Source organism: Caballeronia sp. NK8, assembly GCF_018408855.1.
Lineage (GTDB): Bacteria > Pseudomonadota > Gammaproteobacteria > Burkholderiales > Burkholderiaceae > Caballeronia.
In genome coordinates, this window is record NZ_AP024325.1 from 1278399 (window position 1) to 1291561 (window position 13163).

A 13163-nucleotide genomic window follows, 5' to 3' on the forward strand; every position below is an offset into this window, starting at 1 on the left:
GGAGACGATCATGGACCAAATCAGGATTACCGGACTGCGCGCGCGGGCGGTCAACGTGCCTCTGCCGTACCCGCTCAAAACGGCATCCGGCACGATCGCCACGTCGCCGCTCGTCTTGATCGACCTGCTGACCGACGCGAACGTGACGGGTCATGCCTACGTTTTCACGTATTCGCCGATTGCGCTGAAGCCGGTTCAGCGTCTGGTCGAAGAACTGGAAGTCGCCGTGAAGGGCTTGCCGCTTGCGCCTTTCGAGATCGACCGCGCGATGAACGCGCGATTCTGCCTGCTCGGCCATACGGGCCTCGTGCGTATCGCGACCGCCGGTATCGACATGGCCGCGTGGGACGCGCACGCCAAGGCGCATCGGTTGCCGCTCGTCGAACTGCTCGGCGGCAAGGCGCGCCCGATTCCCGCCTACGACAGCCACGGCATGGACGACGTCGAACTCGGCACGAAGCGCGCGCAAGAGGCCGTCGAAGCCGGCTTCGGGGCCATCAAGACAAAGGTGGGCTATGAGACGCTGGAGCGCGACCTGCAAGTTGTGCGCGCAATCCGGCAAGTGACGGGCGAGTCGGTTCAGCTCATGGTCGACTTCAATCAGGCGCTGTCCGTTCCAGAAGGGAAGCGCCGGGGCCGCGCGCTCGAAGCGGAAGGTGTCGCGTGGATCGAAGAACCCACCGCGCAGCACGACTACGCCGGACATGCGTCGATTCGGGCAGCGTTGAATGTTCCGGTGCAGATCGGCGAAAACTGGTTCGGTCCGGAAGACATGCAAAAGGCCATCGACAGTCATGCCTGCGATCTCTGCATGCCCGACGTGATGAAGATCGGAGGCGTGACGGGCTGGCTCAAAGCAAGCGCGCTCGCGGAACAACACGGTCTGCCCATGTCCAGCCATATTTTTCAGGAATTCAGCGCGCATCTGCTGGCGGTGACCCCGACCGCGCACTGGCTCGAACGCATGGACCTTGCCGGCCCAATTCTCGAACCGCTCCTTCGATTCAAGGACGGCAGAGCTCACATCGGCGATGAACCGGGCGCCGGCATTCGCTGGCGCGAGGACGCGATCAGCCGCTTCCTCGTGTAGAGACGGAAATCGCGCCTTCGCGGTTACGCAAACACAATATTTCGGCATGCGAACTACGAGCCTCACAGAGCTCGCGCATCCATTCATTCGGAGACAAAGATGGACCATAACGCCGCCGCTGGCGACGCGCTGTACGGCACGCGCCTCAACTCCCGACATCTGATGGTCATGTTCTGGTGCTCGATGCTGATGCTCTTCGATGGCTACGATCTCGTGATCTACGGATCGATCCTGCCTCAACTGATGCACGACTGGCAGCTTGCTCCTGTCACGGCGGGTTTCATCGGCAGCAGCGCGCTGTTCGGCATGATGGTCGGCGCGCTGACGCTCGGCAGTTCCTCCGACCGATTCGGCCGTCGACGCATCATTCTGCTGTGTCTCGTGGTCTTCGGCGTGGCCGCTTTCGGGAATGCCTTCTGCACCAACACGACCGAATTCACGCTGTGCCGCTTCATGACCGGCGTCGGTCTCGGCGGCATGGTGCCGAATATCGTCGCGTTGATGACGGAGATGTCGCCGCGCAGCAAGCGCAATATCATGGTGACGATCATGCTCAGCTTCTTCTCGGTCGGCGGCGTGATCGCGGCGCTCTCCGGGAAGGCGATCACACCGGCCTTCGGATGGCGCGCCAACTTTCTCATCGCCGGCATTCCGCTGTTGTTCTTTCCCGTTTTCTTCAAGTGGCTGCCGGAGTCGCTGAGCTTTCTGATCGCGCAGAAGCGCTTCGCCCAGGCCGATCCCATTCTGCGACGCTACGCGCCGGACTTCGAGGGCAATGCCTCAAGCCTCGCTATAACTAGCGATAAGGAACAGCACCCGCGCATGCGCGCGTTCGATCTCTTCGCGCAAGGCCGGGCGCTCGACACCTTCCTGCTCTGGATCGCGTTCGGCATGTGCATGCTGATGGTGTACGGCCTGAACACCTGGTTGCCCAAGCTGATGGCCGCGAACGGCTATTCGCTGGGTTCGAGCCTCACGTTCCTGATTACCCTGAATGTCGGCGCGGTCGTCGGCGGGCTGTTCAGCGGCTGGATGGCGGACCGTCACGGCGGCAAGCCGACGCTGGTTCTGTACTTCGCGATAGCCGCCGTGTCCATTGGTCTGCTGGGGTACAGGCAATCGCCGTTCGTCCTGAATCTTCTTCTGATGGCGGCGGGCGCGACGACCATCGGAACGCTGTGCATCGTCCATGCGTTCGCGGCGCAACTCTATCCGGCGAGCATCCGTTCGACGGGCGTGGGCTGGGCCGCTGCCGCAGGACGGTTCGGCGCGGTCGCGGGCCCGGCCCTCGGCGGGTATCTGCTGAGCCAGCAGTTCCCGATCACATTCAACTTTCTCGTCTTCGCGGTTCCCGGGGTCGTGGCGGCCATTGCGGTGCTGCTGATTTCGAATCGCCGCGCGCGAGCGGAGCCCCACGTGCGAGCTCTTGCCCCTCACGTCGAATGAGATGTCTTGCGAACACATCGTCATGCAAATCGGAGAGAACACCATGAGTAACGAAGGCAACGCGCATGTCTGGAATGCGCGCATTCATTCAAACGGCTGGAAGACAGCGAAAGGCGGCACGGCGTTCGTCATCGAACCGGCGACGGGCGAGCGAATCGGCGTGACCGGCATCGGCTCGCCCGGGGATATCGACGACGCGGCGTCATCGGCTGCGCAGGCTCAGGAAGCGTGGGCCGCGACGCCCTTCGATCAGCGCGCGGCCATCATGCGGGAGGCGGCGCGGCTCCTGAAGGAACGCGCGCACGAAATCAACGAATGGAACATTCGCCAGTGCGGCTCGACGCGCGCGAAGGCGGAATGGGAACTCCATGCGTCCTATGAGCAGTTGCAGATGGCCGCAGCGCTTCCCATGCAGCCCGATGGCGCGCTCTATCCTTCCGCGATTGCGCATCGGATGAACCTGTGCCGACACGTTCCGGTGGGAACCGTCGGCGTCATCGCGCCGTGGAACTTCCCGATTCTTCTCGCGATGCGGTCGGTCGCGCCGGCGCTCGCGCTCGGCAACGCGGTCATCCTGAAGCCCGATCCGCAAAGCGCGGTCGCGGGCGGCCTGTTGCTCGCCAGAGTCTTCGAAGACGCAGGTCTTCCGACCGGCGTGCTGCACGTCATTCCCGGCGGCCCCGCAACCGGCGACGCGCTCGTGCGCCATCCGAAGGTCGGCATGATTTCGTTTACCGGATCGACGGGCGTCGGCCGTTCGATCGGCGAAACCTGCGGACGCATGCTCAAGAAGGTCGCGCTCGAACTCGGCGGGAATAACGCGATCGTAGTGCTCGACGACGCCGACGTCGAAGCCGCAACATCCAGCGCTGCGTGGGGCGCGTTCCTGCATCAAGGGCAGATCTGCATGCAGACGGGACGGCACCTCGTGCATCGCTCGATCGTCGGGCAGTATGCGGCGAGGCTCGCAGAACGTGCGCGCAATCTCACGGTGGGCGATCCCTTCAAGCAGCAGGTGCATCTCGGACCGCTGATCAACGAAAGGCAGCGTGATCGTATCGACGGTATCGTGCGAACAAGCGTCAATGCCGGTGCGACGCTTCTCGCGGGCGGCCGCTTCAGCGGGCTCTTCTACGAGCCGACGGTTCTGGCCGGCGTCACACCGGACATGGCTGCGTTCAGGGAGGAAATCTTCGGGCCGGTCGCGCCGATCACCGTGTTCGACAGCGACGATGAAGCCGTCGAACTCGTGAACGCGTCGGACTATGGCCTGGCGGCTGCAATCCACACCCGATCGATGTCGCGCGGGCTTGCATTGTCCTCACGCATTCGCGCCGGGATGGTGCATCTTAACGATCAGACCGTGAACAACGAGTTTCATGTGCCGTTCGGCGGGATGGGCGCATCGGGTAATGGCGGACGCTTCGGCGGACCGGCTAACGTCCATGAATTCACTCAGACCCAATGGGTCAGCGTGATGGACAGTCCGATCCGCTATCCGTTCTGAAGCGGCGCTTTCTCTTCAATCGAACTCGGACCGAAGTCGCGCTTTCAGATCGATCAGGTCCGTTTCGTGTGCGCGCAAAACATCCTGCAATTGCCCGGCTCGCGCGATCAGTTGCTTTATCGACGCACGGCATTGTTCGGCCGCGTTGCTGGACAAGCGCAATACCTGCTCGCGAATCGCCCTGGCAAGTGCTGCATGCAGCCGCTGATAGTCGACACCGACAGTGGTTTCCTGGAAACCCGCGTCGTCATCGAGATCGATTCTGGCGAGCGAGCTATCGGTATGAACAACGTAATCGTCGAGTTGGCGATCCACCTCGCGCGAAACCGACTCAGCCATGGTTTGAGACAAGCTGCCGAGAATAGCGCCGACATTGCGCGTCGACGAATGCTCATCCAGCAACGCAGGCAGTGTCGGAACGACGCTCCGCCAGACGGCATCGGCGATATTCTCCTGCTGGCGCACGAGCATCGCCATCGCCGCATCCGACGATGCGCGGAGTTCCGCGAGCGACGAATACGCATCGCGCGAGAGCACGCCCATCACGTTCTCTTCCAGATGATGCAGGAATACTTCCGCGTGTTTGCGGCGCTTGTAGGCCAGCGTCGGTTCAGCGATGTCGATCAGTGCAGCATAGAGCCGCTCGAAACCCGCATCGGTCATTGCCGCGTGGGTTTGTCCCTGCTTGCGCGCGAGATAAGAGGAAATCGACACCGGCGCTTTCAGAAGATCGGCGGAAACGCCCATCGTCAGAAGCTTTTCCTGCGCGCGTGTTCTGACATCGGCTTCCTGCTCGGCGCGATTCTGCGCCGTCTTGTTGCGCAGGAACTTGCGGATTTCGCCGTCTATCTCGTCTTCGTCGTAGACGTCGCTGCGTGTCACGACAGGCAGAAGCGGCTTGTTGCGATGCAGCTCGCGGCTGAGTTCGTCCAGTTCCTGAACCTGTCCGGGCGATGTCGAACTCGTCAGCCAGAGGACGCCATCGGCGCTATCGGTGAAGCGCTGCGTGAGCGCCGCGTTCTCCGGCGTGATCGAATGAAGCCCGGGCGTATCCACGAGCACCAGTTTGCCGGCAAGTCGCACGCCTTGAAGACGCGCGGTGGTTTCCGTCACGCCTTCCTTGAAGCATTCCGTCGTCTCGACGATACGCCCCGCATCGAGATAGAAATACTGCACCGTCTTTTCATGCGCGGCAAAGCGATCCGCGATGAGATTGCAGAGCGAACTCTTACCCGCGTTGAACTTGCCGAAGACCAAAAGCAGAACTTTGTCGTCGAAGGTTTCGGCCAGATTCTGAGCCGGTTCGAGACTAGCCCATTGCTGCGGCCACGTGAGCAGGTTCTTCTGCAATTCGGCGTTGATGGCTTGCGCCTGTCTGGCGAGCGCGCCCTGTTCTTTTAGTCCGGAACAAAGCAGCCGACTCGATTGAAGATCGGAAGTCAATTGCGCAAGCCAGTCTTCCATCGCGTGAAGCATTCGCCCGACATCGTGTGCGATGAACTCGAACGCATCGACATCGGCGATAAAGCGTTGTTCGTTGCTCGCATCCGCTTTCATGCGCGGCCTTCCAGTGCGTCCAATGACGCCGATGCATTCCTCGAAGCGTCGATGGCCGATTCACTCCGCGCGATGCGCCCGGCCAACGCCCTTCTATCGTTCGACAACTCGTAGTAGTGCGTGAACTCGCGCCGCATGCGCTCTCGGCCGGCCGTCGTGCAGAACATTCTGCGCAAGTCCTTGCGAAACTTCACCGAGACGCCCATGACCGCGATCATCACCGTGTTGAGCGCGCGCGCCACGGTTTCCTGTTCGGAAGGCAAGCCAATGACACCCTGCCCCGCCAGGAAACCATCGAGTTCGATACACGCGCGCGAATAGGCAATCTGAATGTGCGCGCGCTCAAGCTTGCCTGCGGTGATCCCATACGCGTCTTTTGCAGTATCCGGCACTGAAGCGTGGTCCGTGCCGAGCGCGTTCAACATCGTTTCGATATCCCCGCTCACCTTCTCGATGACCTTCGCCAAACCGCGATCGAACGACGGACGCTGTTGCCGCTGCGTATCACGCAATGCTTCGAATTCTTTCTCGCGCGCCGCGAGAAGCACCGCCAGCTCCTCGCGGATTTCGCCGAACAGCAGCGTCTTCTCGTGCGTGCGCGCCTGCGGCACGCGGGCGAGCGCCGCGTCGATCTCAGCGCGCAGTGAAGGCATGCCGCTCTTTTCCAGCATCAGCGTCTTGCCTTCGTCCCGCCCCTTGCGATAGCGCGTGGACGACACTTCATTCAACGCGACGCCCGGCCATTGCGCATCGATCGCATTGCGCACCTTGCGCAGTTCGGCGTCGTCGGCGAGCTGATCCACTTGCGACAGCACGAACAAGGTTTGCCGCTTCGAGCGCGCATCGTCCGCATATAGCTCGGCGAGCAAGGCGAGTTCTTTCGCGTCCAGTTCGCCTTCTTTCGCGGCATGCACGAACAATCGGATATCCGCGTGCAGCCACGCGGCATGCAATGCGTGGCGATCGTCTTCGGTGCCGACATCGGCATCGAGGCCGGGCGCATCGAGCCAGCGCACACCGCGATGCACGCTATCCGACAGCGTCACCGTCTCGCGCCTGTCCGCGACAGCAAAGGCGTCCTGCCCGATCAACTCGTTGAGCAGACGGCTCTTGCCATGGTTGTATTTGCCGATGACCGTGACGATAGGCTCACCCTGTGCGAGCAGAATCGCGAGGCGCGCCATATCGTCGGCGCGCGCGGGCAGCACGGCAACGATTTCGCCCGACACCGTCAGTTCCCTGACTCGGACAATACGGCCACCGCCTTGATTTCGACGATATAACCCGCCGCGCCGCCAAGCATATGCGCGCCCACCGCGGTCCATGCCGGCAGCGGATGCGTGTTGAGATATCTCTCGCGCACCTGCATGAAGAGCGGCAGATCGCGCATATCGGTGTGGAAGGTCGTCACGTCGACGACATCGCTCAGCGATGCCCCTGCCGCCTCCAGCACCAGCTTCAGATTCTCGAATGCCTGCACGATCTGCGCCTCGCGGTCTTCGACGAGTTGCATGGCCGCGTCACGGCCGATCTGCCCGGACACGTAGATCGTATTGCCGGCCTGGATCGCCGGGGCATAGCGAATCTTCTCGTACACCGCTTCCATGCCCGCGGGCACGATGGCTTTGCGTTCACTCATGGCATGCGTCTCCTGCGACATCAGCCGTTATCGCCGCCGGCGACGGGCAACACCGCGCCGGTGATATAGCTCGCCTCGTCGGAAGCCAGGAACAGGATCGGCGCAATCTGTTCGTCGAGGGTGCCGTAACGTTTCAAGTAGGTCGATTCGGTGACCTGCTTTACCGCTTCGTTCATCCAGAGCTTTTCCTGTTCGCTGTCGCCGGCGGCGTTGCGCGGGACGCGTCGTGGCGGCGCTTCGGTTCCGCCCGGCGCTGCGGCGACGACGCGGATATTGTGTTCGCCGTATTCCATCGCCAATGCATGGGTCATCGCGTTGACGCCGCCCTTCGCGGCCGAATACGGCACGCGCCGAATGCCGCGCGTGGCGTTCGACGACACGTTCACGATGGTTCCACGACCCCGTTCGAGCAAATGCGGCAACACCGCATGACACGCGTAGAGCGTGGGCATCAGCGAACGGCGAATCTCCGCGTCGATCTGCGCAGGCTCGAACTCGGCATAAGGACGCATGCGGATCGCGCCGCCGACGCCGTTCACGAGAATATCGATGCCGCCGAACGTGCGCGCCGCAAAAGCCATCGCCGCTGCCGCGCCTTCATACGTCTCCAGATCCGCGACGAAGCCGGCGGTATCCGCGCTCTTCGCTTCGGCGGCGACTTCCGCCACGAAGTCGGCGCGATCGACGAGCAGCACCCGCGCGCCCTCGGCCGCCGCGCGCAGCGCCACGCCGCGTCCGATCCCCTGCGCCGCGCCCGTCACGACCATCACCTTGCCGGCAAATCGTTGTGTGCTCATGCGGTCACCGGCGCGGCGTTGGGGGTGAACTTCTCGTAGTGGAAGCTGTTGGGCTTCACGCCGTTGTCGTCGAAGTGCTTGCGCACCGCATCGACCATCGGCGGCGGGCCGCAGAGGTACACATCGACATCGCCGTCGTTCAGCGATTCCGCCGGCATGTGCTGCGTGACCCAACCCTTGCGCGGATGATCCGAATCGGCATCGGCGACGACCGTGCTGAACGTGAAGTTCGACAGCTTCGCCGTGTACGCCTCGATCGCTTCGACCTGCACGAGATCGAGATCGCGGGTCACGCCGTAGATCAGGTGAATCTTCTGCTGCGAGTTCGCGCGCGCGAGCACTTCCAGCATCGACAGGAACGGCGCGAGGCCCGTGCCGCCCGCGAGGAACAGCAACGGCCGCTCGACCGCGCGCAGATAGAAGCTGCCGAGCGGACCGGTCAGTTCCACCGTGCTGCCCGTCTCTGCGGATTCGAGCCACGTGCTCATCACGCCGCCGGGAATCTTCTTGATGAGAAAGCTGATCTTCGTTTCGCCCGGTGCGGACGAGAACGAATACGAGCGATGCTGGCCGCTCCCGGGAACGTCGATATTGACGTACTGGCCCGGCAGGAACACCGGCGCCGAAGCGGCGGCATCCACGTCCAGTTCGAGCACGACGGCGGCGTCGTTGTGCGGGGCCACTTTCGTGACCTTCGCGGCGAACTTGCTCTGCGCGGTCTTGCATGCCGTGGACGACGCCGGGACCGCGATCACGCAGTCGCTTTGCGGCACCATCTGGCATGTGAGCACGAGCCCGCCTTCCTTTTCGTCGTCGGAGAGCGCGTCTTCGATGTAGTCCTCGCCGAGATCGTAGCTGCCGCTTTCGGCGCGGCACTTGCAGGTGCCGCACACGCCGTCGGAGCAATCCATCGGCAGGTTGATCTTGGCGCGAAAGGCGGCGTCGAGAACCTTCTCGCCCGCCTTGCATTCGACAAATCGCGTTACGCCGTCTTCGAAATTCAGTGCAATGTTATAGCTGGACATGTTGCCTCCTACTTCCTGTCTCATCACCGGGCGCATCAGACGTGGTAGACGTCGAGCACCTGACGGATATAGTCGTTCTTCAGCACAATCTTCTTGCGCGAAATCACCAGAATGTCGCCGACCTTTCGCAACGTCACGAACATCGTGCCGAAGAAGTGATCGGTGATCTTGTACCGGTGATTGAGCGTGTCGAAGTTGTAGCGCACGTCGATTTCATTGTCGCGCTCGGCCAGCACTTCCACGTTGGTGACGTTGTGGCTCGTGCGCGGTTCGGGCATCGACGCGCCGCTACGCTCGGTCTTGATGCGGAACACGCGATCTTCCAGGCCGCCGCGATCCGGGTAGTACATCAACGAGATCTGGCTTTCGTGATCGTCGGTGATCTGATCGTCGTCGTCCCACGCGGGCATCCAGTAAGTGACGTCTTCCGCATAGCAGCCCAGCCATTCGTCCCACTGACGGTCATCGAGCAGGCGCGCTTCGCGATACAGCGTCGCGCAGATTTTCTGGTAGTCGAAGCTCATGCCAGTGTCTCCCCTTGTTCCTTCTTCAGGGCGTCGCGCATCACGTTCACCCAGTATTCATGCTGCACGACGAAGAGGCCTTCGTCTTCGCTGCGCTCGCCCGAGATGAGCGGCTTCAGACCCATGTTCGTTGCGTTCTCGTCGGGACCGTGAACCCACAGCGGCGCGCCGCGCGACAGGTCGTTCCACATCGCCGTGATGCCGGCATAACCCGACTGGCACGCGCGGAACTCTTCGAGGTCGTCGCTGGTGCCCATGCCCGTCACGTTGAAGAAGTCTTCGTACTGACGGATGCGCGTGGCGCGGTTCTCGGCGCTCTCGCCCTTCGGCGCGAAGCAGAAGATGCTGACTTCGGTCTTGTCGACGCCGAGCGGACGCACCACGCGAATCTGCGTGCTGAACTGGTCCATCAGGAACACGTTCGGATAGAGACACAAATTGCGCGTCTGGTTGACGATGAAGTCCGCCTGCACGTCGCCCACGCGCGCCTTGATCTCTTCACGATGCTCATACACCGGGCGCACTTCCGGGTTTATCGTCTTGGTCCACAGGAGGATGTGGCCGTGGTCGAAGCCATACACGCCCGCGACCGACTTGCTCCAGCTGTTCGCATCGACCGCCTTGGTGCCTTCGACCTTGCGGCGGCCCATCGTCGCGGCGTAATTCCAGTGCACGGTGCTGACGTGATAGCCGTCGCAGCCGTTTTCCATCTGCATCTTCCAGTTGCCGTCGTAGATGTACGAGGAATTGCCGCGCAACACTTCGAGGCCGTCCGGCGCCTGATCCACGATCTGATCGATGATGACCTTCGTCTCGCCGAGGTACTCTTCGAGCGGCATCGAATCGGCATTGAGGCTGCCGAACAGGAAGCCGCGATAGCTCTGGAAGCGCGGCACTTTACGCAGATCATGCGAGCCGTGCGTATTGAATTGAATCGGGTATTCGGTGGTCTTCTCGTCCTTCACCTGCAGCAGCTTGCCGGTATTGGAGAACGTCCAGCCGTGGAACGGGCACGTGAAGCTGCCTTTGTTGCCATGCTTGCGGCGGCACAGCATCGCGCCCTTGTGCGCACATGCATTGATGACCGCGTGCAGTTCGCCGGTCTTGTCGCGCGTCACGACCACCGGCTGGCGGCCGATCCACGTCGTGTAGTAATCGTTGTTATTGGGAATCTGGCTTTCGTGCGCGAGATAAACCCAGTTGCTCTCGAAGATATGCTTCATCTCGAGTTCGTACAGATCTGCATTGGTGAAGATATCGCGGCGGCAGCGGAATACGCCGCTTTCCTTGTCGTCCTGAACTGCCGTTTGCAGCAGTTCGTCGAGCTGACTGGCTTTGTCGGTGATGGCGGACATGTGTGCTCTCCCTATGCGCGCTCCATTCACGGAGCGCCTGCATCGGTGTCGAATGATTGGTGCGGAGATTCAGGCGGCGACAGGCTTGCCGCCGCTTCGGGCGTTCCTGGCTTGTTACGCCGCGACGGCCACGCGTGGGCGATGAACCAGCTGGTTGTCCTTGCCCTGAACCAGCGGCGACAACTGGATGTCGAACTCGATTTCCTTGTACGCATCGTCCTTCAGTCCCAGCGCGTTGCCGCCGGTCTTTTCGACGACGTGCGGTACCAGTTCTTCGCGGGTTGCGTAGGCGAAGTCGTCCCAGATCAGCGGATCGCCTTCGATGTTGATCTGCGTCGTCAGCTTGCGGTGGTTCTCGCTCGTCGCGAAGAAGTGCACGTGCGCCGGACGGTTGCCGTGGCGGGCGAGCGTGTTCAGCAATTGCTGCGTCGCGCCGTGCGGCGGGCAGCCGTAACCCACCGGCATGAGCGTGCGGAATTCGTACTTGCCGTCGGCGCCGGTCTTCACCGCGCCGCGCAGATTGAAATCGCTTTGCGCGCCGGTCGGGTCGAAGTGCGAGTAGAAGCCCTTCGAGTTGGCGTGCCAGCATTCGATCACGGCGTTCGCGACCGGCTTGCCATCCGGGCCCGTGACCGTGCCGCGGATGACCAGCGGGCCGGCGTCTTCATCGGGATTAATGTCGATCTTCGACACGCCGTCACGCACCGGCGCACCGGCGACATACAGCGGGCCTTCGATCGTGCGCGGCGTGCCGCCGTGAATGTCCGCCTCGCGGTCTTCGGCGTCCATGCGGATGTCGAGAAATTTTTCCAGACCGAGGCCTGCGGCCAGCAGCGCCGCTTCACCGTCCTGGCCGAGCTTGTTGAAGTAGGTCACGCCGGCCCAGATTTCGTCGGGCGTCATGTCGAGGTCGTCGATGGCCTTGAACAGGTCGCTCAGCAGGCGATGCGTAATCTGTTTGGCACGAGCACTGCCGTCCTGACCTCCGAGATTGGCAGCCGCCTTCAACAGGTCCTGGACTTCCTTCGTATCGAACACTTTGATGCTCATGTCTGCTCCTGAATCTCGCAATTTTTTGGTGGGGTTAACCCTTGTTTCAGCACCGGTAGAGATATGCTCGGAAGGTATAGTCGGGTGTTGAAACAGAGCGTGAAGGCAGGATAATGGACGTAAAGAAGCCCAGTCCAACACTGATTTAGTATTGGGCTATATCCAGGAGGTATTGAGATGGAGTTGCGACATCTCCGCTATTTCGTAGCGGTAGCCGAAGAACGCAATTTCACGCGCGCAGCTCAGCGACTGCATATTGCCCAACCACCGTTGAGCCGTCAGATACAGCAACTCGAAGAGACGCTCGGCGTGCAGTTGTTCGAGCGCAACTCACGGCCGCTCAAGCTGACGGAGACGGGCAAGTTCTTCTATTCGCACGCGGTGCAGCTGCTCGCGCAGACTGCCGAGCTGGAATCCATGACGCGGCGCGTGGGCAATATCGAGCGCAGTCTCTCGGTCGGTTTCGTGGGTTCGACCTTATACGGGATGCTCCCGAAAATCATCCGGCGTTTTCGCGACGAGAACGCCACCGTCGAATTGAGCCTCCACGAAATGTCGACGATGGATCAGATTCGCGCGCTCAAGGATGGCCGTATCGACGTGGGTTTCGGCCGCATTCGTCATGAGGATGCGAACATCCGCCGGGTGATCCTGCGCGAAGAGCAGATGATCGTCGCGCTGCCGGTCGGCCATCCGCTGTCGCTTGCGAAGCCTGTCCTCGCGTTGCGCGATCTGATCAACGAAACGTTGATCATTTTCCCGAAGGCGCCGCGCCCGAGCTATGCCGATCAGGTGCTGTCGGCGTTTCAGGACCGCGCGCTCGCGCCGCGCAAGATTTACGAAGTGCGCGAATTGCAGATCGCGCTAGGGCTCGTCGCGGCGGGCGAAGGCATTTCCATCGTGCCGAGCAGCGTCTACGGCCTCAAGCGCGACGACGTCAGCTACAAAGAACTGGACGATCCGACACTCGTTTCCCCCATCATCATGAGCATGCGCGCGCTCGACGAGTCGCGCGACATCAAGGAGATGCTCGAACTGATCTACCGGCTGTACGACGAGGAAAGGATTCCCTATACGCCGCGCACTGATCAGAGGTGATGACGCGCGCCATACCTCGAGGGTATGGCACTAGACGTCAACGGTGTTGGACAGGCGGCAAACGGGCGCGCAATA

The 13163-nt window shown here is 61.8% G+C and carries 12 protein-coding genes; 4 read left to right on the plus strand and 8 right to left on the minus strand.

The features are described from left to right. Nucleotides 1–10 precede the first annotated feature (10 nt). The 3 genes from NK8_RS31135 (at nucleotide 11) to NK8_RS31145 (ending at nucleotide 4043) form a co-directional block, all read left to right on the plus strand. Nucleotides 11–1090: an enolase C-terminal domain-like protein gene (locus NK8_RS31135; RefSeq protein WP_213232036.1), complete on the plus strand. Its 1080-nt coding sequence runs from the start codon at nucleotides 11–13 to the stop codon at nucleotides 1088–1090. Nucleotides 1091–1189: 99 nt separating this feature from the next. After that, nucleotides 1190–2536, plus strand: a complete 1347-nt coding sequence (locus tag NK8_RS31140) for an aromatic acid/H+ symport family MFS transporter (protein WP_213232037.1) — start codon at nucleotides 1190–1192, stop codon at nucleotides 2534–2536. 43 nt (nucleotides 2537–2579) lie between these two features. Further along, entirely contained in the window at nucleotides 2580–4043 is a 1464-nt protein-coding gene (locus tag NK8_RS31145; RefSeq protein WP_213232038.1) for a benzaldehyde dehydrogenase, read from the plus strand. Nucleotides 4044–4058: 15 nt separating this feature from the next. Here the strand turns inward: NK8_RS31145 and NK8_RS31150 are convergent, their stop codons facing one another. From NK8_RS31150 to catA, 8 genes are all read right to left on the minus strand, one after another. Beyond that, nucleotides 4059–5600 (minus strand): dynamin family protein, encoded by a 1542-nt coding sequence (locus NK8_RS31150; protein WP_213232039.1) that lies wholly within the window; start codon nucleotides 5598–5600, stop codon nucleotides 4059–4061. Next, nucleotides 5597–6784, minus strand: coding sequence for a GTPase (locus NK8_RS31155; RefSeq protein WP_225936529.1), 1188 nt, complete (start codon nucleotides 6782–6784; stop codon nucleotides 5597–5599). Before NK8_RS31155 ends, NK8_RS31150 begins: the two co-directional genes overlap by 4 nt. 47 nt (nucleotides 6785–6831) lie before the next feature. Further along, nucleotides 6832–7239: a RidA family protein gene (locus tag NK8_RS31160; protein ID WP_213232041.1), complete on the minus strand. Its 408-nt coding sequence runs from the start codon at nucleotides 7237–7239 to the stop codon at nucleotides 6832–6834. Between the two features lie 20 nt (nucleotides 7240–7259). Next, entirely contained in the window at nucleotides 7260–8036 is a 777-nt protein-coding gene (benD, locus tag NK8_RS31165) for a benzoate diol dehydrogenase BenD (RefSeq protein ID WP_213232044.1), read from the minus strand. Next, the gene (gene benC / locus NK8_RS31170) at nucleotides 8033–9061 is read right to left on the minus strand and encodes a benzoate 1,2-dioxygenase electron transfer component BenC (RefSeq protein WP_213232046.1); all 1029 of its coding nucleotides are present in this window, start codon (nucleotides 9059–9061) and stop codon (nucleotides 8033–8035) included. Before benC ends, benD begins: the two co-directional genes overlap by 4 nt. 35 nt (nucleotides 9062–9096) lie before the next feature. Next, on the minus strand, nucleotides 9097–9585 hold the full coding sequence (benB, locus tag NK8_RS31175; RefSeq protein WP_213232048.1) for a benzoate 1,2-dioxygenase small subunit: 489 nt from the start codon (nucleotides 9583–9585) through the stop codon (nucleotides 9097–9099). Continuing rightward, nucleotides 9582–10940: a Rieske 2Fe-2S domain-containing protein gene (locus NK8_RS31180; protein ID WP_213232050.1), complete on the minus strand. Its 1359-nt coding sequence runs from the start codon at nucleotides 10938–10940 to the stop codon at nucleotides 9582–9584. The genes benB and NK8_RS31180 overlap by 4 nt, the downstream gene beginning before the upstream one ends. A 114-nt stretch (nucleotides 10941–11054) precedes the next feature. Beyond that, a complete protein-coding gene (catA, locus tag NK8_RS31185) occupies nucleotides 11055–11990 on the minus strand; it encodes a catechol 1,2-dioxygenase (RefSeq protein WP_213232052.1) in 936 nt (311 codons plus the stop codon). A gap of 177 nt (nucleotides 11991–12167) precedes the next feature. On the opposite strand from catA, the gene NK8_RS31190 reads away from it, so the two are divergent. Further along, nucleotides 12168–13088 (plus strand): LysR family transcriptional regulator, encoded by a 921-nt coding sequence (locus NK8_RS31190; protein ID WP_162070555.1) that lies wholly within the window; start codon nucleotides 12168–12170, stop codon nucleotides 13086–13088. Nucleotides 13089–13163 lie beyond the last annotated feature (75 nt).